Source organism: Mucilaginibacter jinjuensis, from assembly GCF_028596025.1.
Lineage (GTDB): Bacteria > Bacteroidota > Bacteroidia > Sphingobacteriales > Sphingobacteriaceae > Mucilaginibacter > Mucilaginibacter jinjuensis.
On record NZ_CP117167.1, the window covers coordinates 4,361,084 to 4,381,394 of the forward strand.

Consider the following 20,311-nt stretch of genomic DNA (forward strand, 5'->3'; position numbering starts at 1 on the left):
TTTTTTAGTGGCAGTAGCAGTCAAAAAAAGCGGGACTGCAACTGCTACTTACCACTGCTACCAAAAACTACTTAAGTCCCTTCAGCACCTGCACAGTATACTCCACCTGGTTAGGATGCACATCCAGATGTGTTACAAAGCGGATGCGGTGTTTATCAGTGCTGTTGGCTTTTATGCCTTTTTCTTCGAGCTTAGCCAGCATCACGTCTGCCGGTTGTATGGTATCAAATAATACAATGTTGGTTTCGGCAGGTAAAACGTTAGTTACCCAATCGCATTTGGCTAATTCTTCGGCAAGGATCTGCGCGTGGGCATGATCGATTTTCAATCGCTCAACATGATGATCTAAAGCATACGTAGCAGCAGCAGCTAAGAAACCCGCCTGGCGCATACCTCCACCAAATACTTTGCGTAAACGGCGTGCATATTTAATAGTCGCCTTATCGGCCAGTAAAACCGAGCCTACTGGTGCACCTAATCCTTTTGATAAACAAACCGAAATGCCGTTAAAGTATTTACCATAATCAACAGCCTTATCGCCGGTATGGGCAAGGGCGTTGAAAATGCGGGCACCATCTAAATGCAATTTTAAATTATTGGCTTTGCATAATTCGGCAATGGACGCAATTTGCTCCAGTGTATAGCAGCTGCCACCGCCTTTGTTCACGGTATTTTCTAGCACCACTAAACTGGTATGCGGGTAATGGATATTTTCTGCGTTAATCTCCGGCTCAATCATTTCGGCAGTCAGGATGCCGCGGTAACCATTGAGCAAGCGGGTTGATACGCCCGAGTTAAAGGCTATCCCCCCACCCTCGTAACGATAAACGTGGGCAGTTTGGTCGGCAATCAATTCATCCAACGGTTGGGTAAAGCATTTAATGGCAATCTGATTGGTCATGGTGCCTGAAGGGCAAAATATCCCGGCCTCCATACCAAACATGGCAGCAGCTTTGGCTTCCAGTTCGTTTATACTTTCGTCTTCGCCAAAAACATCATCGCCTACTTTGGCACTCCACATGGCTTCGAGCATGCCGGGAGTCGGTTTGGTTACAGTATCGCTGCGCAGATCAACAGTTATCATAGTTTTAGTTTATTCTATTATTTTCGCTTTTCAAATATCTAAATCTACACGGTTTGTTTTGTCATCAAATCTGTATTTTCCATGTTACTTATATTTAAAACGCAATTGCTGCGTTAAACAATTTTTACATTTATGCGCCGTATTATATTAACAGCATCTCTCGCTACAATCAGCTTATCATCTTTCGCCCAAAAATGGCAACCCGGTTATTTTACCGATGTTAAAGACAACCAGATGAAAGGCCTTATACAGGCTTACCCATCGGGCAAATCGCCAATAAAGGGACAAGCTTTTATTGTTTTTAAGGAGAATAAAGATGCCAATGAAATTAAGCTCAGCGCAAGCGACCTTAAATATTTTGTAGCCGGGCAGGATAGCTTTGTAGTTGCCCACCCATCTATGGGCGAAGTTTGGCCTAACGAGTTTGATTTTGTACGTGTAGTGCTTGACGAAGAACTGAAGCTATACGTATACCGAGGCAACGTGAGCGGAGGCAGCCCGGTACATGTATCACCAGGGCTTGGTTTAGGATTAGGTACTGGCGGTAGCTATGTGGGCGGCGGTGTCGGCCTTTCATTCGGCGGCGGTGGTTCTAAAAAGGTAATTACGTATTACTACGGAGCTAACCCGGCAGAGCTTGTAGCGTTAAGTCCCCTTAACTTCGAAGATGTAATGGCCGAAATTATGGGCGATGAACCCGACGCGGTAGACCGGATTAAAAGCCATCTATATAATATGGGCAATATGGATAAACTGATTGCCTACTTTAAACAGCTCCAGGCTGCGCGCAAATAATTACGCAGCCTCCATTTCCAATTCGCCGGTTGGTTGTAAAGTATGTTCCCTATCGGATGATTTTTCTTCTTTTGCAAAGTTCTTAAACAATAACTCGTAAGAGATTATACCCCATGCGATAATACAAGGCCAGGCTTTCATTACATACTTATTGATATAAGGCCTTCTGATAAATGCAGGGATCGCATCTGTTGGCCCTAAACCGGTTACCACCAATAACAGCACCAGCAAAATAATATTAGTGCGGGTAAAAGGTTTCTCCTGCATCAACATCCATAAAAATGCGCCGGGTACGGCTATAATGTAAGTTGGATGCTCAGATCCGGTACTAAATATCACCACCATAATTAATGCAGATGCTAAGATCTGCATCCTGAATTTTTGTGAGGAGTATTGTTTAAACCTAAGCAATGCCGCACCAAAAATGGCTGCCCCAGCTAACAGGAATGGTGTATTCGGGATATTAGGGTTGCCGGTTATGTGACGGATGGTACCCATCAGGCAAATATCCTGCGATGATTTCAGGTCAACATTCTGTCCGTTCTTTTCCTGTAAGGTGTGGAACCAATCGGCATAAGATTGTATAATAAAATGCGGACTGGATATCGCCATTGGCAAGGCAAAAAATACAGCGAACCACATCAAGGTCGACCAAATGAACTTCCATTTATTTTCGGCAAACAAAAAGAACACAAAGCCTACAACGGGGTAAAGCTTAATAAGCGTACCCAAAACGATAAACAGGGTTGCCCACTCCTCCTTCTTTCGCTCCACCAGCGTAAAACTGAAAAATATAAAGGCCGTAACAATAGGATTAAACTGGATATAATGCTCGGCATTAGCAAACTCAATGGCACAAAGCAAGAGTAAGAGCATCTTCTTCTTTTCTGTGAGCGGAAGCAGGTGTATAGCCCAAATGAGCACCACCGCATTAAGCACAGACCAAAAGAAAAAGCCCCAGGCATCGGGCATTAAAGCCATGGGTGCTACGATTACGCTGAATACAGGGCCGTAATGATTGGAGTCGTAATATTCCTGCAGATATAAGGCATAAAGATTTTTTTCTGCCACAGTATGGTGGTACACATACTTAAATATGAGATAGTTATTTTCGCGGTGGTGAAAATATTTGTATTGCCAACAGAACACAGCTACTGCGATCCAAAGCAGGCACACCAATCTATAGTTGGTTAAAAAGGGGAATTTCTTAGTCACGTGTAACGAGATTGTGACAAAGATAATATTCCCTTTTATAGTTGCAATCTCAAACTAATTAAATGACATAATTATTTTAAAACTATAAGTTTTGAGCTATAACGAAACCTGCTGCCCAGGCCCATTGAAAGTTGTATCCTCCCAGCCAACCGGTTACATCAACACATTCCCCTCCAAAAAACAAACCGGGTACTTTTTTAGCTTCCAGAGTTTTAGATGAGAGCTCATTGGTATCAACCCCGCCTCGCATCACCTCGGCTTTATCATAGCCTTTGCTCCCTGCCGGAGTTACTTTGAAAGTATGGATAAGGTTATTAATAGTTTCCAGATCAGCTTTACTCAGCGTTGCCAGATTTTTAGTAATAGGCAGATATAAACCTAAAGCCTCTGCAAATTTCCGGGTAAACAAGCCCGAAAGCAGTGTTTGCAATAATTGTTTGCTATTGGTACGTTGCTCTTCAGTTATAATATCGAGAATTGATTGATGAGGTAACAGATCGATATAAATGCTCTCACCCGGTTTCCAATACGATGAAATTTGCAGAATTGCCGGGCCGCTTAATCCCCAATGGGTAAACAAAATATTCTCTTCAAAGCTGATCTCATCATTCCAAACCCTGCAAAAAATACTGCTGCCCGATAGTTGTTCGTACCAGTTTTGCTGTTTGCCGGTAATGGTTAATGGCACTAAGGCCGGTGCGGTTTCCACAATCTTCATCCCGAATTTTCGGGCAGTACGGATGCCGAAATCAGTAGCCCCCATTTTACTGATCGGGAGGCCACCTGTAGCTATAACTACTTTATCGGTATTAATGGTTGAGGTTTTGCCGTAACGCTCGTAAGTCAGCGTAAAGCTTTCGTCCTCATTTTTGCTGATGTCGGTAACTTTGGTATCCAGCCATAACGTTTGATCGAGCTGATCGCATAGGTCAGTAAAAACCTGCACCACATCTTTGGCCTTACCATTGGCAGGAAAAAGTTGACCGAGTGTTTTCTCAGCCCCATCTATCTCATAGGTTTCAAAAAAGGTAATAGTATCCTCCACCGTCCACTGCGCAAAGGCCGATTTGGCAAAATGCTCGTTCTGCGAAATAAACTGGGCAGCCGAAGCATACATATTGGTATAGTTACAGCGCCCGCCCCCGCTGATGAGTATCTTGGCACCGGGCTTATCGTTATGCTCGATGATAAGCGTACGCTTACCTAAATAACCGGCTTGCACAGCGCACATCAATCCGCATGCACCTGCTCCTATTATTATAGCATCAAACTGGGTTTGTTTTGTTATTTTTGCAACCATGGGCGAAGTTGCGCAAATATCTGAATTTGGAAAGATACTTATCTTCTTAATTATCGGTATTGTGATGACCGGGGCTGCTTTTTTTGCCAACAAGTTGGTAGCACCCCATAATCCGAATCCCGAAAAGTTAACATCGTACGAGTGTGGCGAAGAGCCAACCGGCAGCGCATGGCTTCCGTTTAACTCGCGTTTCTATGTTATTGCGCTGATATTTTTGTTGTTTGATGTAGAGATGATGTTCATTTTTCCATGGGCAACCGTTTTCGGCAGCAAAGAAATTGCAGCAGTTGATTCGCGCTGGACTGCATTAAGCCTCATTGAAATGTTTGTTTTCGCAGGCATCCTGATATTAGGCCTGGTTTACGCTTGGGTAAAAGGCGACCTGGCCTGGATAAAAGCCAGCCCTATTGTACCAAGTGTCGATGTAAATATCCCTACGTCGGTTTATGAGAAATTGAACGCAGCACAAAGCGCTTTTACTGTAAAATCTTTTTCTGTTGAAACAGAAAGGGAAAGAACTGCAACTGTAACAGCTACTTTGCATGAGACTGCTACTGCTACTACAAATACTGCCACTACTAACAGGCCAATGTTTAAACCCGCATTTAAAAAAGCAAGCGAATGACCCAGGATATGAACGAAAACGGTGGTGTAGTAATCACCAAGGTAAACGATCTGTTAAACTGGGCGCGTTTATCATCCCTGTGGCCATTGAGCTTTGGTATTGCCTGCTGTGCGATAGAAATGATGGGGTCTTTTGCCTCAACTTACGACTTTGAGCGCTTCGGTGTATTCCCCCGCCCATCTGCCCGCCAGGCCGATGTGATTATCATTGCTGGCACCGTTACCTTTAAAATGGCCGAACGCATTAAACGCCTTTACGAGCAAATGCCCGAACCTAAATATGTTATATCAATGGGGTCATGCTCCAACTGTGGCGGCCCCTACTGGCAACATGGTTACCACGTAGTAAAAGGTGTTGACAGGGTGATCCCGGTAGATGTTTACGTGCAAGGCTGCCCGCCCCGCCCCGAAGCTTTGATTGGCGCTGTGCTTGAATTGCAGAAGAAGATTGAAACAGAGCATGTACTTGACATGTAATTTGATTTCGGATATTCAAAAATGTATTCTCTTTTGTCATTGCGAGGTACGAAGCAATCTCGTAACTATACAGATCGAATAAGTATTGGCGACGAGATTGCTTCGTACCTCGCAATGACACAGCTTTTATACCATTGACATTAATCCGTAAAGAAGATATTACGCTATCACTCACTACATTTTCTTACTTTAGCGGCCATTATTAACATACACCGTGCGCATTAAAAACATCTACCTCGCATTACTTTTAACCGTTTTTATAACCGGCACAATGGATGCCGCAGCTACGCTTTTGCTCAATAATAAAGTACCCGTTGCACAGGTGTTCAGTTTTATTGCCAGTGGTGTTTTTGGGAGGGCTGCGTTTGTAATGTCGGGCAAGATGGTGGCTTATGGTATTTTATTTCATTACATGATCAGTTATGTATTTACAACTACCTGGTTTGTAAGCTTCCCGTTATTCACCAGGTTATTCAGAAATAAATATGTGATAGGTGTATTATACGGGCTTTTCACCTGGCTTATCATGAGTTTTATTGTAACTCCCCTAAGCCATACCCCCAAAGGCAAACACGGAATGACACCTTACGGCGCAGGTATAGGCATGGCAACACTGGTGATTTGCGTTGGACTACCTACGGCATTGATGGCGGCTAATTATTACAGTAATTCAGTCAGGAAGTCTGAAAGTTCGAAAGAAATAAGGTTCACGTAAAAAACCCCTTAAGCAATCACGTTGTTAGCCGCAGTTTGCTTTTATGACATCCATTCGATTATCCATTTTGCTATTATAGCTAATTTTGCACCTTATGACAGCTAAATATCTCTTCCAGCTATTATTCAAGGCATTTGCCTTCTCCTTTGCCCTGGCCTTTATGCTGGGCTCTGCATACTACATGGTTACCTTTAAAGGTGGCGATTACAAAGCCGCCCTACCATCAATTGTAAATGGCACTTTAATGCTAACGATGATACTCACGCTCATGTCGTTCGCTACGATGACTTTGGCTAACAGAAGTATTTACGTTAATCCATTTTTACGCCTGTTGGTGTTTTTTGGTGGCACGGTTGTGTTTTTAGTTTATGCTTTTATACACCAAATGAGCGAATCTAATAAAGTATTTTATGCTACCTGTGGTATTTCATTTTTACTGGTACAAGGCATTTTGTATTTTAGGATGGTGAGGGCTTATCCGGCTAGGTAAAAGGAAATTAGTCCTCAATCGCTTCAATACCTTGCTCCTTAAGTACAGCCATTCTATCTTTCATGGCTTTAACCTGTTCCGCCGGGTGGCCTTGCCAAATGGTGATCTCGCCAACTATTTTAAAGGGATGCTTTGAGCGGTATGATTTTGTTGGATTACCCGGGAACTTCTTGTCGGTTAAATTAGGGTCATCCTCTATCTGGCCAGTGGGCTCTACTAAATAAATTCTTTCACGGCCATTACCTAATGCGAGTTCGGCACCCCAAACGGCAGCATCGAGTGTAGCCGAGAGGTAGATATACTTTGCTATATTATTTTGTCCATAATTTGATTTAACGCCGATCTCAATAAAGTCGCCCAGCTTTAAATCGGCCTTTGTACCGTGAAAATATGTTTGAGCAAAAGGAGTGTGCATCAGTTTTTCTGCTTGTTTTTCAATATCCTTTGTTTTCATGATGGTTATGTCGATGATATCACCTGATAAAAATACCTAAAACTTGTAATCTGCAACAACTCACTAATATAGTTTGCTAAATTTCTTAAACTTGCATCATCAAATGAAAGCATTTTACGGAGATCTGAAATTAGGCATATTAGGCGGCGGGCAGTTAGGCCGCATGCTGATACAACAAGCTTTAAACTACAATGTTACGGTTAAAGTACTTGACCCTGACCGGGAAGCCCCATGCCGCAAACTGTGCGACGAATTTGTAGTTGGCTCACTGAGCGATTACGAAACTGTTTACAATTTCGGCAAAAAGGTAGATCTGCTTACCATCGAAATTGAGAAGGTAAACGTTGACGCGCTGGAGCAATTAGAACGTGAGGGTGTGCTGGTTTATCCACAGCCACGCGTAATTCGCCTGATACAGGATAAAGGTTTGCAAAAACAATTCTTCAAAGAAAATGACATCCCTACTGCCGAATTTCAGATCATATCTTCGGCAGAAGATCTTAAGAAAACACATATCCCTTTCCCATACATCCAGAAGTTAAGACGCGATGGTTATGATGGTAAAGGTGTTTATAAGGTGATAGATGAGCAATCGTTAGCCAAAGCATTTACCGAACCGAGCCTGATTGAGCGCTGGATTGATTTCGAAAAGGAAATTGCCGTGATAGTTGCCCGCAACGAGAATGGCGACATTAAAACCTTCCCGATGGTGGAAATGGAGTTTAACCCCGAAGCCAACCTTGTTGAGTTTCTGATCGCTCCCTCTACCCTGCCATTCGAAATACATGAACGTGCCGAAGAAATTGCTAAAGATATTGCCGCCAAACTAAAAATAGTAGGTTTACTGGCTGTTGAAATGTTTTTAGATAAACATGGCCGCATACTGGTTAATGAACTGGCTCCGCGCCCGCATAACAGCGGCCATCAAACTATCGAAGGCAATATCGTATCACAGTTTGAACAGCATTTACGCGCGATATTTGACCAGCCTTTGGGCGAAACTGATTGCCTCAATAATGCCATTATGATTAACCTTTTAGGCGAAGCCGGGCACGAAGGCCCAGCCGTTTACCAGGGCATTGAGAAAGCATTAAAATGCCCGGGGGTATATATCCACTTGTATGGCAAGGCGCTAACTAAACCATTCCGCAAAATGGGGCACGTTACCATTGTTGATGCCGACCGTGAGAAAGCAATTGAGCGTGCGCGTTACGTACAGCAGATATTGAAAGTAGTATCTTAGTTTAAGAGAGTCAAGAATCGGGACACTTATTGGTAATCAATATTGAATGAAATAAAGCTATATAAGTCGAAATGGAAAGCGATCAGGTTAATGTTGATCTGTTTGCCATTTATACTGGGAGGCTTATGGCTTATTTATAATCAGCATATTATAATCGGCTGGGTACTCATTGGACTTTTCAGCTTAGGTATAATTGCCGGCTTAGTTAACCTTTTGGATAGAAAGCCGCAGATCATTATCAATGAAACCGGTATTTTTGATCGATCTGCTTATAAAGATTTCATCAACTGGGATATTATAGACCATGCCTACTGGAACACATCGTACAAACAGGCATTCGTTTGTTTAATTATAAAAGATGAGTTTAAGCATTTGATAGAGGGCAATGAAAAATTACGTGAACTATCGAAAGCGATGGGGTATGAAGAAATCAATATCGATCTCGGCCCTGTCCGCAATATAGACCACGAGAAATTAACCGGCTTAATTGTAAATTTGGCCAGTGCAAAACCTGCCGAAAGAGGTAGTTTAATTAACAAAGCTTTACATCGATCTACAGATCAGTTAACAGATAAAACCAATGAGCGCTAAAATCGGAATCATCATGGGCAGCAAGTCCGACCTTCATATTATGCAGGATGCTGCTGATGTTTTAAAAGAGTTAGGTGTTGATTATGAAATTACCGTAGTATCGGCCCACCGTACGCCCGATCGTATGTTCAGCTATGCTAAATCAGCCGCAGATCGTGGCCTGAAAGTGATTATAGCCGGAGCCGGTGGCGCAGCCCACTTACCGGGCATGGTGGCTTCGTTAACGCATTTACCTGTAATTGGCGTTCCTGTAAAATCGAGCAATTCTATCGATGGCTGGGATTCTGTATTATCTATCCTGCAAATGCCTAATGGTATCCCTGTGGCAACTGTAGCTTTAAACGCTGCAAAAAATGCAGGTATACTGGCTGCACAGATCTTATCGACCGGAGACGAGTACATCACCCAAAACCTCATTAAATACAAAGCTGATTTGGCAAGCAAAGTTGAAGAATCGGCTAAAGGAATGAAAGAAGAAGGGTATCCTTCTGGGTATGACGCATAAAGTTTGACGTGGGACGTTATACGTCCCACGTTTTTGAAGATTAATCATCTCGCTGTCGCAAGTTTAGCGCAGCGTAACTTGTGACTTATCTGATGTAAGCTTCCAGCTTACGTAAGGTGAAACCTTACATCAGATTGACCACAAGTTAAAGCTTGCGGTAGCGTTAGACGTTTGACGTGAGGCTTATTTGCGAATCGAAGTCGGCACCCACTCTGGTTTGCCATCAACGCGTTTTTTGGTATATACCGCGGTGTAATTTTTATTCTCGCCATCTTCTTTTAAACTAACCATAACATCAACCGTTTTTTCGAAGTCGTAATCTTCGAGCGAAAACAATAAGTCTACTGTTCCGTCGGCTTCCTTAAATATCTGAGTGTCTGTGTGCATTGTCAAATGTACCATAACTAATCTGCATTAGCTATTAATAGCTTTCAGCACCACTGTCGCAAGTTTAGCGCAGCGTAACTTGTGACTCATCTATGGTAAGCTTCCAGTTTAAGTAAGGTGAAACCTTACAACAGTTTAACCACAAGTTAGAAACTTGCGGTAGCATTGTCCGACAACCCATAACAGACAACCGACAATTGAATTAATTCAATGCCGGGTTCTCCGAAAATTAGCAATATGGGCATAGCGCTGGCCTAAGCCGATAACCACTTCCTTCCAAAGGTTTTGCTCATCGTGCGTAAACACGATATCTGAGTTAAATTTATTGGCTACAATCCAGGTATCTTCTGCCAGTTCTACATCAAGCTGCCCTGCTGTCCAGCCAGAGTATCCGGCAAAAAATTTAATCTCATCATCTTTCAACTGGTAGGTGTTAATCAGTTCTTTTACCTGTTCAAAATCGCCGCTCCAGTAAATGCCATCCCATATTTCCGTACCCCCGGTAATTTTATCGGGGCAACGGTGTATAAAGTGCAGGGTATTGTTGGCAACCGGACCGCCAACGTAAACCGGCAATTCGGAGTAGGAAATATCCGGCAGTAAATCGCCTATCATATATTCGCTTTGATGGTTAAGCACAAAACCCATTGCACCGAATTCTGAGTATTCGGTCAGTAATATTACAGACCGCTTAAAGTTCGGGTCCATCATAAACGGCTCCGAAATTAGCAAACGGCCAGCCGCGGCAGAGATAGTGCTAAGCATACAGTTGAAATTTAATTTATAACACAAACGTTAAATTAATGTTCTTTTTTAATAACGTTGTATACAACGTAACGGATTTATAAAATATTACTAAACCGTATTTGTAGATTTGCAAGCAAATGAGCCAAAAAGATATACAAGACCTGAGACAGGATTACCGCGCGGCATCCCTGTCGGAAACAGATATTAAACAAGATCCCTTTATCCAGTTTGATAGCTGGTTTAACCAGGCACGCGCATCAGAAATGCACGAGCCTAATGCCATGAACCTGGCTACGGCCACTACCGATGGCAGGCCATCGTCGCGCATTGTACTGCTGAAAGGCTACAACGCCGAAGGCTTTATATTTTATACCAACTACCTGAGCCGCAAAGGTAAAGAAATTGCTAAAAACCCGCTGGGTGCCATCACTTTCTGGTGGGGGCCGCTTGAGCGCCAGGTACGTATTGAGGGTACTATCGAAAAAATAAGCAAACAGGATTCTGAAGCTTATTTCCTTTCGCGCCCAAAAGGCAGCCAGATTGGCGCTGTGGTTTCGCCGCAAAGCCAGGAAATTGATGGCCGCGAAGCTTTGGAAGAAAAGTGGAACAAACTGGAAAAAGAATACGAAGATAAAGACGTACCCAAGCCGGCACACTGGGGTGGTTATATTTTAAAACCACGCATGTTTGAATTTTGGCAAGGCCGAAGCAGCCGTTTACACGATCGCCTCGTATTTAAAAGAGCCGATAAAAACAACTGGAAAATTGTTCGCCTTGCGCCATGATTTTTTCTGAAATTAAAGATTTACTCATTAGCAAATTTGGCAGCGATGTTATCGTTGGCGAAGAGGCAGGCGTTTTACAACCAGCTTTACTCATCGCCCCAAACCGGATTGTGGAAGTTTGCCGCGAATTAAGGGACAACGAAGCCACTTATTTCGATTACCTATCGTGCCTAACAGGTGTTGATTATGGTGTTGAAGCCGGTAAATTCGGCGTGGTTTATAACCTTGCATCTATCCCTTACCAAACACAGCTCACTTTAAAAATCAGTATTGAGCATGGTCGTGATGTGGAAGATCTGCCTACATTTCCAAGTTTAGTTGATGTTTATAAAACTGCCGACTGGCATGAACGTGAGGCTTATGACCTGTTAGGGATCTTCTTTGAAGGCCACCCTGATTTACGTAGAATTTTATTGCCTGATGACTGGGATGGTTTCCCGATGAGGAAAGATTATCAGGCGGCTGAGTATTATAAGGGGATTAAGATAGATTGATTTTTTTGATTTCGAATTTCGAATGTTCAATTTCGAATTGTTTTAACATTAGATGAACAAAGAAGAGCTTATTAAAAGGACTCAAGCTTTCGCAATAACCATTATTAAGCTTGTAGAGAAATTGCCCGATACTAAAACCAGCAGGGTGTTATCAAATCAATTATTAAGAAGTGCCACTTCTGTTGGTGCTAATTATCGTTCTGCATGTAAGGGAAAGTCTTCTGCTGATTTTATTAATAAGATTATTATTGTTGAAGAAGAGGCTGACGAATCTCAGTACTGGCTGGAACTCATTGAACAATCTGGTCTAATGTCTCCTGAATCAATTAAAGTTGTAAAGCAAGAAGCGAAAGAATTGACCGCTATATTTACAGCAATTGGTAAAACTGCTAAGGAAAATCATAAATTAAATAAAATTCGAAATTGAACATTCGAAATTCGAAATGACTCACAACGAAGCATTTGATCTATATCAACAAAAAATAGCCACCGCTGCCACCCAAGACATGGTGCTCAACATGGGTCCGCAGCATCCGTCGACGCACGGGGTTTTGCGGTTGGAGCTGATTACCGATGGCGAGATTGTGAAAGAAGCAATCCCGCACCTTGGGTATTTGCACCGCTGTTTTGAGAAACATGCCGAGGCGCTTACGTACCAGCAAACTATTCCGTTTACGGATAGGATGGATTACCTGGCATCAATGAATAACAGCCACGCCTGGGTTATGGGTGTGGAGCGTATGCTAGGTATTGATCAGGATATTCCGAAACGTATTGAATACATCCGGGTACTGGTTTGCGAGCTGAACCGGATTGCTTCGCACCTGATTGCCATAGGTACTTACGGTATCGATATTGGCGCCTTCACCCCTTTCTTGTGGTGTTTCCGCGACCGCGAGCATATTATGGGGATGCTGGAGTGGGCTTCCGGCTCTCGTTTGTTGTATAACTATATCTGGATTGGCGGACTATTTTACGATCTACCTGTTGGTTTCGAAGAACGTTGCGCTGAGTTTGTAACCTATTTTAAGCCCAAGCTGAAAGAGTTAAACGAACTGCTTACCGATAACCAGATCTTTATTAAACGTACCGCTAACGTGGGCATATTGCCTTTAGATGTAGCTATTAACTACGGATGCTCTGGCCCGGTACTGCGTGGCTCTGGCGTTAAGTGGGATTTACGCCGGATTGATAATTACTCGGCTTATCCTGAATTGGATTTCGAAATCCCAATCGGTAAAGGTGAAATGGGGACTGTTGGCGATTGCTGGGACCGCTACAAAGTGCGTGTTGACGAAATTACGGAATCGTTAAAAATGATTGAGCAATGTGTTGAACGCCTGCAAAAAGATCTGAAACGCACAACCGATTTTGATCCCCGCGCTAAAATGCCGCGTAAGATTACGCCAAAAGCACAAGATTACTATATGCGCTCCGAAGGTGCACGCGGCGAAGTTGGCTTCTACTTTATGGCCGATGGCAAAACCGAAATCCCTTTCCGTGTTAAAGCACGCGGGCCGAGCTTTAATAACCTCTCTGTAATATCAGAACTATCCAAAGGCGTTATGATTGCCGATCTGATTGCTATTCTGGGTTCAATCGATATTGTGTTAGGGGAAGTAGATCGTTAATTTCAAGAGAGTTAAGAATCAGGATCGAGATTTCCATCCAATACGTCATTGCGAGGAACGAAGCAATCACGAACTTTACAGAGCCGCTCTGCTTATCGGGGATTGCTTCGTTCCTCGCAATGACGCGCTTATTTTATCCTCTCCTTCTTTTGTCATTCAGAGCGATAGCGAAGAATCCTCTTCGATGTGCCAATGCTGTCATGCTGAGGCACTCGAAGCATGGTGGGCGAGCCTCTGCGCGCGACACTTCGAGTGCCTCAATGTGACAGGCCAACCGTACCCATAACAAAAAAGCCTCTTTACAGAGGCTTTTCATATTCGTATAATATAATAGTGGGTTGCTTAGTGGCTGTATACCTTAATCTGGTACACATAGCTTTGTACTTTTTTAATCTGCTGGGCACGGCTTAAACTGGCCAGGGTATTTTTGCTGTTAAATGCAATCTTTTTATTCACCGAATCAGTCGGCATGTTCTTGATTGCTTTCAGCAGATATTCAGATTTTACGGCGAAGGCTGCCCCTTCCATCAATGATTGTTTACCGCTAATGATGCCGATGATATTACCTTTATTATCCAGTAATGGAGCACCGCTATTACCCGGGTTAACCGGGATAGAAACCTGATAGGCTGTAGTATCATCATGGAAACCGGTTGCAGATGATAGGTAACCTTTGCCATAAACCACATCATTACGCGGGTAACCAATGGTATAAACATCTTCGCCTAAATCGCTTTGCACCCGTTTAAGTGTATAAGGCAGCGGCGCCTGAGATTTAAAGGTCGAATCATCAATCCTTAATATAGCTACATCATATTGTGGTTCGCTGTATACTACGCGGGCATGGTACGAATCGCCGGTTGCATTTTGTACATAAACAGAATCGGCACCATTTACTACGTGGTAGTTGGTAACAACATAACCATTTGATGATAGCGCGAAACCTGTACCGCCAAACTTAGCAGGTTCAATTACACGCTTGCCTGTTTTAATATCGTGCAGTAAAGCATTGGTTGATTTATTGAGTTTATCGGTGCTGCGTTTGTAATTTTCTAACTGCATGCGCAATTGCGTGTAGTTAGAATCATGACCTGCAAAATATCCTGTAAAGAACAGCGTAGCTAGCATAGCAAAAATAGCTATCGATGCCGCCACAGATATTTTAGAGTGATGGTTACGCCACAATTGTACCACCCACGATGGTTGAATAGTTAATTCTTCCTTCAGTGCATGTACATCTATCTCCTGGTGTATAGCGTTCAATCGTTGCTCCAGCTCGCGGCGCTCATTGTACTGTTTAAGTAAACCCACAAACTGGCGGTGCTCATTAACCTTGCGTTCAACATGTGCATCGTTTTTACGAAGCACATCAAAAGCAGAACGCTCATCGCGGCTCATCTCGCCGTTCAGGTAACGTTCAATCTCGTCGTGTAACTGCCTGTCGTTCATAATATCCCTCTCCTTTAACTATGCTGAAAAAACAACTTCTTCAGCCTTTGCAAACATTTATATTTCTGCGTTTTGGCATTGTCTGCATTGGTATACCCAAAACGCTCACAGATCTCCTGCATAGATCTGTCGTGCATGTAAAAATCTTCAATAATGGTTTTGCAGGGCTCGCCAAGTAAAGCCAGTGCGCCTTCCATCTTGGTAAACTGTAAATCGCGGTCGGTTTGTTTATCAACCTCGTCTTCTACCGGCAAATAATCCTGAAAATCCCTGATATCGCCATCAAAACGGCTCATCTGGTTTAATCTTTTCAACCACAAACGCCTGCAAACCGAGTAAATAAATGTTTTAAGCTTACTGCTTAATTCAAAATTTCCACTCTTGATTTTATTGTAAAGAACGATGATAGCTTCCTGGTAAATGTCCTTTGCATCATCTGCAGAACCGTTATTGTTGATGATAAGCTGCAAAACCATCGGAAAGTATGCAACGTATAACCGCTCTAAAACGATCTCTGAATTATTAAGGATGCCGAGTATTACCTCACTATCTGTTGGTGCTGAACCTTTTAAGAATTTACTCACTATTAATACCTTTTATCGGGAATGGTAACCCATGATTGCCAAAAATAAATTTTAATTTGGCAATTAGCCAATTTGTTAATTTGACAATCAATTAGCTGATTTGTTAATTCGGTAATTTGTCAATGCTGCTTCAATTAGCAAGTTCGGCAATTTGTTGATTTGCTAATAATAAGCGATCGTTAAATAATCAGGTGATTGATTTCTTCATTAACAAATTATCGAATTGACAAATTGCCGAATTACTTCCCTAATCAACAAATTAAAAAAATTCTTCTCCCTCCGGGTTACCTTTTCATGTTTCGGGTATTAACAGATGGTAACTTTTAAAACTTTAAATTAAATTATTATGAAAAACATCGTAAAATTAGCTTTCGCAGCAGTAGTAGCATTATCATTCGCAGCTTGTTCAGGTAGCAAAACTACTTCAACTACAGATTCAACTAAAGTTGATTCTACTGCTACTGTAACTACTGTTGATTCTACTGCTAAAGTTGATTCAGCTAAAGCTGATACTACTGCAAAGGATACTACTAAAAAAATGTAATCCTTACAGATCTTAAGATCTTTTGAAAAAGGTAACCTCACAAGGGTTACCTTTTTCTTTTTATAGTATTAACAATAAATTAAACATACCACCATATGAAAAACTTAGTAAAAAATGCCCTTGTAATTGCAGCAGTATCTGCATCATTAGTGGCTTGTAAAGGCAAAGGCTCTGCAAATGGCAGCGATACTGCAAAAGCAGATTCATCAGTTACTACCTCTGTAGATACAACTGTTAAAGTTGACACTGCGAAGAAAGATAGCGCTGCAGTTGATACAGTTACAAAGAAAACTACTGTTAAAACAACTGAGAAAAAAGACAGCACCAAGAAAATGTAATTGCCCCGGCAATAAAAAAGATAATTGTTTAAAATATTTTCATTTTGTACGGTTACCTTTTCAAATTCCCGGTATTAAAGAAAAAACTATTAATCACTTTTTAAAAATTTTCAAATGAAAAATGCATTCAAATTAGGCGCAGTAGCGTTATTTCTTTCTGCTTCAATGGTAGCTTGTAAAGGTTCTGGTTCAACTACTACTACTGATTCTACTAAAAAAGATTCAACTGTAGCTGTTGATTCAACTGTTAAAACTGACTCTGTAAAAAAAGACAGCGTTAAAGTTGACTCTACTAAAAAAGACTCTACTAAGAAAATGTAATTTTTCATTTCTTAGGAAAACAAGAAAGGCCCTGATGATTTCGGGGCCTTTCTTGTTTTTATATAATTCGTTATTAAATCAGTTAAGAACGAATAGCGCATAAACACAAAAGCCCCGGCCTAATTGACCAGGGCTTTTATTATATCATTAAAATTATTTCTTAGCAGCAGTAGTATCTTTTGCAGCAGGCGCAGGTGCAGCAGGTGCACTTGATGCAATATTAACTGTGCGAACTTTTACATGAGTGGTATCTTTAGCTACCAACACACCGCCAGATCCATCATTAGATACTTGTGTGCTGTTACTCAATTGATGAGTAACGGCAGATGTATCTACATTAAGGTGACGGAAAGCCGCATTATCGGTTGTTGAATCCGGTGCACTGTTTGGGCTGTGATCGCCACTGCAAGCGCTGAAAGCACAGCTCGCAACTGCTGCCAATAATATTAATTTGTAATTTTTCATCTATGTTGCTTGTGTTATAAATTCTGCACAATATTAAGCACTTTTAACAAAAAAAAAGCATACTGGTTAAACCAATATGCTTTTAATATGCATTCTAAACTACAATGAGTTAAGCGTTTTCGTATTGATCGCGCAATTGTTTAATTTCATCGTGTGTAGCATCGATAGAAGATTTCTGATCAATCAGTATATCTTTAATATAAGCCGGTAAATGCTCAGACTCAATTGCGGTTTGATACGCTTTTTTAATCGCATCCTCACCAAATTCGCATTCTTCTAACACGCTTTTAGTGCTGTTGCTGGTAAATGCAGCCTTAACCTGCAACCAGGTTCTGTGTAGCGAGCCACTGGTGCTGGTGGTATTTTCAATGTCAGCACCCAATACTTCAATTTCGGTACCCAATGCCAGTTTGTAATTATGGCTGTCGCCAATAATGCTGGTGAAAAGCGCTTTCAGATCTTCCTGGCCTTCGCCAATATCTTTAGTCGCTTTTTCGTAACCTTCTATACGGTCATTATTGATTTGTACTAAATCATTTAATGTTTCAATTGTTGCTTTTGTGTTTTCCATGGTAATAATGTGTTTTTAAGTAACGGGATGAGGCTACTATTGTTTATTATTAATTAATAAATTTTCGTTAATTTTTTCCTCTGAATAAAGAGATCAGCCAGATAATAACAAGGATAACTACAACTACGGCTATAATGCCAACTGCCGCGCCGGCTTTAAAAATGCCGCCAACAACTGCACAGCTATTCATTAACATCATAGCCAGTGCAAATAATAATACGGGTAAACGTTTCATAAGGGTTTTAAATAAGTGATGTGCTTAACAAATACAATAACTATACCTGTTTGGCACATCACCCCATATAAATTAATATTTAGCCCAATAATTATTTACCAAAGGCAGTTTTGAGCTGATTAACGGCATAAGTTTCTGCATCTTTAGCTTCGGGCACTACTGCACCCATGCCAAAAAACTCGTGCGTAACGCCATCGTAGTTTTTAGTGTCCACTTTTACACCCACTGCTTTCATTTTATCAGCCAGTGTCATGCCCTCGCTTTGCAGCGGGTCAATCTCGTCTGTAATAATAGTAGTTGGCGGCAGGCCTTTCAAATTAGCGGCAACCAGGTTAATGCGCGGGTCTTTACCTTCGGCCATATTATTCAGGTAGTTTTTCACAAACCACATCATCATCGGTTTATCTAAAGGTTTAGCGGCCGCATTCTTTGTGTAAGATGGCGTAGTCATGTCTGATCCCGCAACCGGGTAAACAGCTAAAATTGCAGTTGGCAACATAATACCTTTATCGCGGGCCATAATAGCCATATTAACGGCAAGGTTACCACCGGCACTTTCGCCGGCTACAGCAATCTTTTTAGGGTCGCCTTTAATAGAGGCAGCATTTTTAACCACCCATTCGTAAGCAGCAAAAGAGTCGTTATGTGCGGTTGGGAATTTATGCTCGGGCGCTAAACGGTAAGCTACTGAAACCACAACGGCACCAACTTTATCTGCCAAGGTTTTGGCTGATGCATCATATACATCCACATTGGCAATTACAAAACCACCGCCATGATAATATACAATAACCGGGAACGGGCCATTGCCTGCTTTAGGAGTATAAATACGTAAATGAATATTACCACCAGCAACCGGGATCTCTTTACCCATGGTATCTACGTTAGCCGGTGGTGTTGGGATATTAAATTTCTTCATTACATCCATCACAGCATCAGTAGCGGTGTGATTTTTACGCGCTTCAACTGCTGTTAAGCCTGGGATAGGTTTATCACCATAACTGGCCAGCTGTTCAATCACAGCTTGCATTTGCGGTTTAATGTCGGGCGCAAAAGCCGGTTTTGGCCCGGTAGGTTTAACATTGGCAGCAGTGCCGCCTTGGGTACTGTCTACTTTAACGGTACTGTCTTTAGTAACAGTTGTACTATCTGTAGTTTTTAATGTGGTGCTGCTTTTACAGGCAACCGTAAACGAGGTAACTACGGCCAGCCCGAGAGCTGCCATTTTTAAGTAGCCGGCTTTGCCTGCGATGTTTTTGTTTGATTGATTAGTTTTAGTTTTCATAGATATTTTTAAATGATACCTAATTAACTACACTTATATTACAATGTTTAAACTATAAGGCAACATAGCAATAGCCTGAAGTTGTACGTGTAAACACAATCACAACAAGATCTAAATCAAACTTATAACAGTTTGCCCTGTATTATCTAATATAAATTGAAAACAAATGGGCAATACAACATCAACCCTGTTAAACATATTCGTCATCTTATTCCTGGTGTGGCTGGTAGTGCTTATTATAGCCATATATACGCTATTTCGCCGGCGGGATATTCTGTTGCCTGTAAAAGCCTTTTGGGCGGCAGTGCTTTTCTTTGCACCAGTGGTGGGATTAATCTTTTATCTGATCTACGGTGTTAGAACTAATAACCGTAAAGACATTACCCGGTATTAAAGAAACCACTTTGTATCTACAAGTCAGATCGGACTAAATTATACACCTTATCAGCTTTTTCGCAGGAAGCACTTCGGAATTAATCATTTTCTACCCTTTATTAGTGTTAGAAGTAGTAGCACTGTCACTGCATTCCCCTAAATTAGGGAAACACTAAGCCGGTGCAATTTGCAACAGCGTTAATAAGGGGTAGATTCCAAGCAGTATTTAAATGTGGACATTACCCGGTATTAAGCCGGGCGATGATACAATTGCCTTAATTTGCCTTTAGCTTTTTCAAGCGGTTCCTTTTCTTTCTTAGTGAGATTTTTGCCAGCGCGGTTAATGTAGAAATTTAACATCGACATGGCTGATTGAAACGGCGACGCTTTACGCTTATGACTTTCATCGGCCGAATGCTTTAATGATTTGGCGATCCTGGTTGGGTCTTTCGATTTAAAGACGTCTTTTTTCAGGTCGAGCGCATCACTGTTCTCAGTTACCCCGGCCGACCACTTTCTTTTTCCTGTGCTCTTTTTCATAAATATCTTTCTCCTTCTTGTTTTATAACAGGCAACTTTTACATTTGTTGATCTGACATTAACATCC

General features: G+C 41.8%; 29 protein-coding genes. 16 read left to right on the plus strand and 13 right to left on the minus strand.

Annotation, left to right across the window (positions count from 1 at the left end; all coding sequences use genetic code 11):
- Positions 1-67: 67 nt before the first annotated feature.
- Entirely contained in the window at positions 68-1,084 is a 1,017-nt protein-coding gene (locus tag PQO05_RS18845; protein WP_337941587.1) for a threonine aldolase family protein, read from the minus strand.
- A gap of 132 nt (positions 1,085-1,216) precedes the next feature.
- Here PQO05_RS18845 and PQO05_RS18850 point away from each other — a divergent pair, with 132 nt between their 5' ends.
- Positions 1,217-1,879, plus strand: coding sequence for a hypothetical protein (locus PQO05_RS18850; protein ID WP_273628989.1), 663 nt, complete (start codon positions 1,217-1,219; stop codon positions 1,877-1,879).
- On the opposite strand, the gene PQO05_RS18855 is transcribed toward PQO05_RS18850, so the two are convergent.
- Positions 1,880-3,094, minus strand: coding sequence for a glycosyltransferase family 87 protein (locus tag PQO05_RS18855; protein WP_273628990.1), 1,215 nt, complete (start codon positions 3,092-3,094; stop codon positions 1,880-1,882).
- An 82-nt stretch (positions 3,095-3,176) separates the two neighbouring features.
- The gene (locus PQO05_RS18860; RefSeq protein WP_273628991.1) at positions 3,177-4,394 is read right to left on the minus strand and encodes a BaiN/RdsA family NAD(P)/FAD-dependent oxidoreductase; all 1,218 of its coding nucleotides are present in this window, start codon (positions 4,392-4,394) and stop codon (positions 3,177-3,179) included.
- On the opposite strand from PQO05_RS18860, the gene PQO05_RS18865 reads away from it, so the two are divergent.
- The 4 genes from PQO05_RS18865 (at position 4,393) to PQO05_RS18880 (ending at position 6,700) form a co-directional block, all read left to right on the plus strand.
- The gene (locus tag PQO05_RS18865) at positions 4,393-5,019 is read left to right on the plus strand and encodes an NADH-quinone oxidoreductase subunit A (protein WP_273628992.1); all 627 of its coding nucleotides are present in this window, start codon (positions 4,393-4,395) and stop codon (positions 5,017-5,019) included. The genes PQO05_RS18860 and PQO05_RS18865 overlap by 2 nt on opposite strands.
- The gene (locus PQO05_RS18870) at positions 5,016-5,495 is read left to right on the plus strand and encodes an NADH-quinone oxidoreductase subunit B (protein WP_337941589.1); all 480 of its coding nucleotides are present in this window, start codon (positions 5,016-5,018) and stop codon (positions 5,493-5,495) included. The genes PQO05_RS18865 and PQO05_RS18870 overlap by 4 nt, the downstream gene beginning before the upstream one ends.
- Positions 5,496-5,709: 214 nt before the next feature.
- Positions 5,710-6,210, plus strand: coding sequence for a hypothetical protein (locus PQO05_RS18875; RefSeq protein ID WP_273628993.1), 501 nt, complete (start codon positions 5,710-5,712; stop codon positions 6,208-6,210).
- 94 nt (positions 6,211-6,304) lie between these two features.
- Positions 6,305-6,700 (plus strand): hypothetical protein, encoded by a 396-nt coding sequence (locus PQO05_RS18880; RefSeq protein WP_273628995.1) that lies wholly within the window; start codon positions 6,305-6,307, stop codon positions 6,698-6,700.
- 7 nt (positions 6,701-6,707) lie between these two features.
- Here the strand turns inward: PQO05_RS18880 and arr are convergent, their stop codons facing one another.
- Complete coding sequence (gene arr, locus PQO05_RS18885; RefSeq protein ID WP_337943173.1) at positions 6,708-7,115, minus strand: NAD(+)--rifampin ADP-ribosyltransferase; 408 nt, start codon at positions 7,113-7,115, stop codon at positions 6,708-6,710.
- A 142-nt stretch (positions 7,116-7,257) separates the two neighbouring features.
- Between arr and PQO05_RS18890 the strand changes: the two genes are divergently transcribed.
- From PQO05_RS18890 to purE, 3 genes are read left to right on the plus strand one after another with little or no spacing between them, the layout of a single operon-like run.
- Complete coding sequence (locus PQO05_RS18890; RefSeq protein WP_273628997.1) at positions 7,258-8,397, plus strand: 5-(carboxyamino)imidazole ribonucleotide synthase; 1,140 nt, start codon at positions 7,258-7,260, stop codon at positions 8,395-8,397.
- Between the two features lie 42 nt (positions 8,398-8,439).
- On the plus strand, positions 8,440-8,988 hold the full coding sequence (locus tag PQO05_RS18895; RefSeq protein WP_273628998.1) for an STM3941 family protein: 549 nt from the start codon (positions 8,440-8,442) through the stop codon (positions 8,986-8,988).
- Positions 8,978-9,493 carry a 5-(carboxyamino)imidazole ribonucleotide mutase gene (gene purE / locus PQO05_RS18900; RefSeq protein ID WP_273628999.1) on the plus strand — a complete coding sequence of 172 codons (516 nt, stop codon included), beginning with the start codon at positions 8,978-8,980 and terminating at the stop codon, positions 9,491-9,493. The genes PQO05_RS18895 and purE overlap by 11 nt, the downstream gene beginning before the upstream one ends.
- Before the next feature lie 183 nt (positions 9,494-9,676).
- Here the strand turns inward: purE and PQO05_RS18905 are convergent, their stop codons facing one another.
- Positions 9,677-9,880 carry a hypothetical protein gene (locus PQO05_RS18905; RefSeq protein WP_273629000.1) on the minus strand — a complete coding sequence of 68 codons (204 nt, stop codon included), beginning with the start codon at positions 9,878-9,880 and terminating at the stop codon, positions 9,677-9,679.
- Between the two features lie 207 nt (positions 9,881-10,087).
- A complete protein-coding gene (locus PQO05_RS18910; protein WP_273629001.1) occupies positions 10,088-10,645 on the minus strand; it encodes a YqgE/AlgH family protein in 558 nt (185 codons plus the stop codon).
- A gap of 119 nt (positions 10,646-10,764) precedes the next feature.
- Between PQO05_RS18910 and pdxH the strand changes: the two genes are divergently transcribed.
- The 4 genes from pdxH to PQO05_RS18930 are packed head-to-tail and all read left to right on the plus strand — an operon-like array spanning position 10,765 to position 13,537.
- Positions 10,765-11,412, plus strand: a complete 648-nt coding sequence (gene pdxH, locus PQO05_RS18915; protein WP_273629002.1) for a pyridoxamine 5'-phosphate oxidase — start codon at positions 10,765-10,767, stop codon at positions 11,410-11,412.
- Positions 11,409-11,906, plus strand: coding sequence for an NADH-quinone oxidoreductase subunit C (locus PQO05_RS18920; protein ID WP_273629003.1), 498 nt, complete (start codon positions 11,409-11,411; stop codon positions 11,904-11,906). The genes pdxH and PQO05_RS18920 overlap by 4 nt, the downstream gene beginning before the upstream one ends.
- Positions 11,907-11,958: 52 nt before the next feature.
- Positions 11,959-12,333, plus strand: a complete 375-nt coding sequence (locus PQO05_RS18925; RefSeq protein WP_273629005.1) for a four helix bundle protein — start codon at positions 11,959-11,961, stop codon at positions 12,331-12,333.
- Between the two features lie 16 nt (positions 12,334-12,349).
- On the plus strand, positions 12,350-13,537 hold the full coding sequence (locus PQO05_RS18930) for an NADH-quinone oxidoreductase subunit D (protein ID WP_273629006.1): 1,188 nt from the start codon (positions 12,350-12,352) through the stop codon (positions 13,535-13,537).
- 342 nt (positions 13,538-13,879) lie between these two features.
- Here the strand turns inward: PQO05_RS18930 and PQO05_RS18935 are convergent, their stop codons facing one another.
- Both PQO05_RS18935 and PQO05_RS18940 read right to left on the minus strand, forming a co-directional pair.
- Positions 13,880-14,986, minus strand: coding sequence for a S1 family peptidase (locus tag PQO05_RS18935; protein WP_273629007.1), 1,107 nt, complete (start codon positions 14,984-14,986; stop codon positions 13,880-13,882).
- A gap of 14 nt (positions 14,987-15,000) precedes the next feature.
- Positions 15,001-15,570 (minus strand): RNA polymerase sigma factor, encoded by a 570-nt coding sequence (locus PQO05_RS18940; RefSeq protein ID WP_273629008.1) that lies wholly within the window; start codon positions 15,568-15,570, stop codon positions 15,001-15,003.
- A gap of 346 nt (positions 15,571-15,916) precedes the next feature.
- Here PQO05_RS18940 and PQO05_RS18945 point away from each other — a divergent pair, with 346 nt between their 5' ends.
- From PQO05_RS18945 to PQO05_RS18955, 3 genes are all read left to right on the plus strand, one after another.
- Positions 15,917-16,114: a hypothetical protein gene (locus tag PQO05_RS18945; protein WP_074489836.1), complete on the plus strand. Its 198-nt coding sequence runs from the start codon at positions 15,917-15,919 to the stop codon at positions 16,112-16,114.
- Between the two features lie 95 nt (positions 16,115-16,209).
- Positions 16,210-16,452, plus strand: a complete 243-nt coding sequence (locus PQO05_RS18950; protein WP_273629009.1) for a hypothetical protein — start codon at positions 16,210-16,212, stop codon at positions 16,450-16,452.
- A 114-nt stretch (positions 16,453-16,566) separates the two neighbouring features.
- Positions 16,567-16,773 (plus strand): hypothetical protein, encoded by a 207-nt coding sequence (locus tag PQO05_RS18955; RefSeq protein WP_174312415.1) that lies wholly within the window; start codon positions 16,567-16,569, stop codon positions 16,771-16,773.
- Between the two features lie 153 nt (positions 16,774-16,926).
- Here the strand turns inward: PQO05_RS18955 and PQO05_RS18960 are convergent, their stop codons facing one another.
- The 4 genes from PQO05_RS18960 to PQO05_RS18975 all read right to left on the minus strand — a co-directional run bounded on the left by PQO05_RS18960 (position 16,927) and on the right by PQO05_RS18975 (position 19,329).
- Complete coding sequence (locus tag PQO05_RS18960; protein WP_273629010.1) at positions 16,927-17,238, minus strand: hypothetical protein; 312 nt, start codon at positions 17,236-17,238, stop codon at positions 16,927-16,929.
- Positions 17,239-17,347: 109 nt separating this feature from the next.
- Positions 17,348-17,809, minus strand: coding sequence for a PA2169 family four-helix-bundle protein (locus PQO05_RS18965; RefSeq protein ID WP_273629011.1), 462 nt, complete (start codon positions 17,807-17,809; stop codon positions 17,348-17,350).
- Positions 17,810-17,876: 67 nt separating this feature from the next.
- Positions 17,877-18,044, minus strand: coding sequence for a hypothetical protein (locus PQO05_RS18970; protein ID WP_273629012.1), 168 nt, complete (start codon positions 18,042-18,044; stop codon positions 17,877-17,879).
- A 91-nt stretch (positions 18,045-18,135) separates the two neighbouring features.
- Positions 18,136-19,329 carry an alpha/beta hydrolase gene (locus tag PQO05_RS18975; protein ID WP_273629013.1) on the minus strand — a complete coding sequence of 398 codons (1,194 nt, stop codon included), beginning with the start codon at positions 19,327-19,329 and terminating at the stop codon, positions 18,136-18,138.
- 166 nt (positions 19,330-19,495) lie between these two features.
- On the opposite strand from PQO05_RS18975, the gene PQO05_RS18980 reads away from it, so the two are divergent.
- Positions 19,496-19,723, plus strand: a complete 228-nt coding sequence (locus PQO05_RS18980; RefSeq protein ID WP_273629014.1) for a hypothetical protein — start codon at positions 19,496-19,498, stop codon at positions 19,721-19,723.
- 230 nt (positions 19,724-19,953) lie between these two features.
- Here the strand turns inward: PQO05_RS18980 and PQO05_RS18985 are convergent, their stop codons facing one another.
- A complete protein-coding gene (locus PQO05_RS18985; protein ID WP_273629015.1) occupies positions 19,954-20,244 on the minus strand; it encodes a DUF3175 domain-containing protein in 291 nt (96 codons plus the stop codon).
- Positions 20,245-20,311 lie beyond the last annotated feature (67 nt).

Excerpts from the sequence above, each read along its gene's own strand:
- PQO05_RS18920 (WP_273629003.1), top strand. The coding sequence starts at position 11,409 with ATGATTTTTTCTGAAATTAAAGATTTACTCATTAGCAAATTTGGCAGC.
- PQO05_RS18935 (WP_273629007.1), bottom strand. The coding sequence starts at position 14,986 with ATGAACGACAGGCAGTTACACGACGAGATTGAACGTTACCTGAACGGC.
- PQO05_RS18870 (WP_337941589.1), top strand. The coding sequence starts at position 5,016 with ATGACCCAGGATATGAACGAAAACGGTGGTGTAGTAATCACCAAGGTA.
- PQO05_RS18850 (WP_273628989.1), top strand. The coding sequence starts at position 1,217 with ATGCGCCGTATTATATTAACAGCATCTCTCGCTACAATCAGCTTATCA.
- arr (WP_337943173.1), bottom strand. The coding sequence starts at position 7,115 with ATGCACACTCCTTTTGCTCAAACATATTTTCACGGTACAAAGGCCGAT.
- PQO05_RS18955 (WP_174312415.1), top strand. The coding sequence starts at position 16,567 with ATGAAAAATGCATTCAAATTAGGCGCAGTAGCGTTATTTCTTTCTGCT.
- PQO05_RS18845 (WP_337941587.1), bottom strand. The coding sequence starts at position 1,084 with ATGATAACTGTTGATCTGCGCAGCGATACTGTAACCAAACCGACTCCC.
- pdxH (WP_273629002.1), top strand. The coding sequence starts at position 10,765 with ATGAGCCAAAAAGATATACAAGACCTGAGACAGGATTACCGCGCGGCA.
- PQO05_RS18880 (WP_273628995.1), top strand. The coding sequence starts at position 6,305 with ATGACAGCTAAATATCTCTTCCAGCTATTATTCAAGGCATTTGCCTTC.
- PQO05_RS18975 (WP_273629013.1), bottom strand. The coding sequence starts at position 19,329 with ATGAAAACTAAAACTAATCAATCAAACAAAAACATCGCAGGCAAAGCC.
- PQO05_RS18910 (WP_273629001.1), bottom strand. The coding sequence starts at position 10,645 with ATGCTTAGCACTATCTCTGCCGCGGCTGGCCGTTTGCTAATTTCGGAG.
- PQO05_RS18945 (WP_074489836.1), top strand. The coding sequence starts at position 15,917 with ATGAAAAACATCGTAAAATTAGCTTTCGCAGCAGTAGTAGCATTATCA.
- PQO05_RS18985 (WP_273629015.1), bottom strand. The coding sequence starts at position 20,244 with ATGAAAAAGAGCACAGGAAAAAGAAAGTGGTCGGCCGGGGTAACTGAG.
- PQO05_RS18925 (WP_273629005.1), top strand. The coding sequence starts at position 11,959 with ATGAACAAAGAAGAGCTTATTAAAAGGACTCAAGCTTTCGCAATAACC.
- PQO05_RS18890 (WP_273628997.1), top strand. The coding sequence starts at position 7,258 with ATGAAAGCATTTTACGGAGATCTGAAATTAGGCATATTAGGCGGCGGG.
- PQO05_RS18970 (WP_273629012.1), bottom strand. The coding sequence starts at position 18,044 with ATGAAACGTTTACCCGTATTATTATTTGCACTGGCTATGATGTTAATG.
- PQO05_RS18960 (WP_273629010.1), bottom strand. The coding sequence starts at position 17,238 with ATGAAAAATTACAAATTAATATTATTGGCAGCAGTTGCGAGCTGTGCT.
- PQO05_RS18980 (WP_273629014.1), top strand. The coding sequence starts at position 19,496 with ATGGGCAATACAACATCAACCCTGTTAAACATATTCGTCATCTTATTC.
- PQO05_RS18865 (WP_273628992.1), top strand. The coding sequence starts at position 4,393 with ATGGGCGAAGTTGCGCAAATATCTGAATTTGGAAAGATACTTATCTTC.
- PQO05_RS18965 (WP_273629011.1), bottom strand. The coding sequence starts at position 17,809 with ATGGAAAACACAAAAGCAACAATTGAAACATTAAATGATTTAGTACAA.
- PQO05_RS18860 (WP_273628991.1), bottom strand. The coding sequence starts at position 4,394 with ATGGTTGCAAAAATAACAAAACAAACCCAGTTTGATGCTATAATAATA.
- PQO05_RS18950 (WP_273629009.1), top strand. The coding sequence starts at position 16,210 with ATGAAAAACTTAGTAAAAAATGCCCTTGTAATTGCAGCAGTATCTGCA.
- purE (WP_273628999.1), top strand. The coding sequence starts at position 8,978 with ATGAGCGCTAAAATCGGAATCATCATGGGCAGCAAGTCCGACCTTCAT.
- PQO05_RS18905 (WP_273629000.1), bottom strand. The coding sequence starts at position 9,880 with ATGCACACAGACACTCAGATATTTAAGGAAGCCGACGGAACAGTAGAC.
- PQO05_RS18930 (WP_273629006.1), top strand. The coding sequence starts at position 12,350 with ATGACTCACAACGAAGCATTTGATCTATATCAACAAAAAATAGCCACC.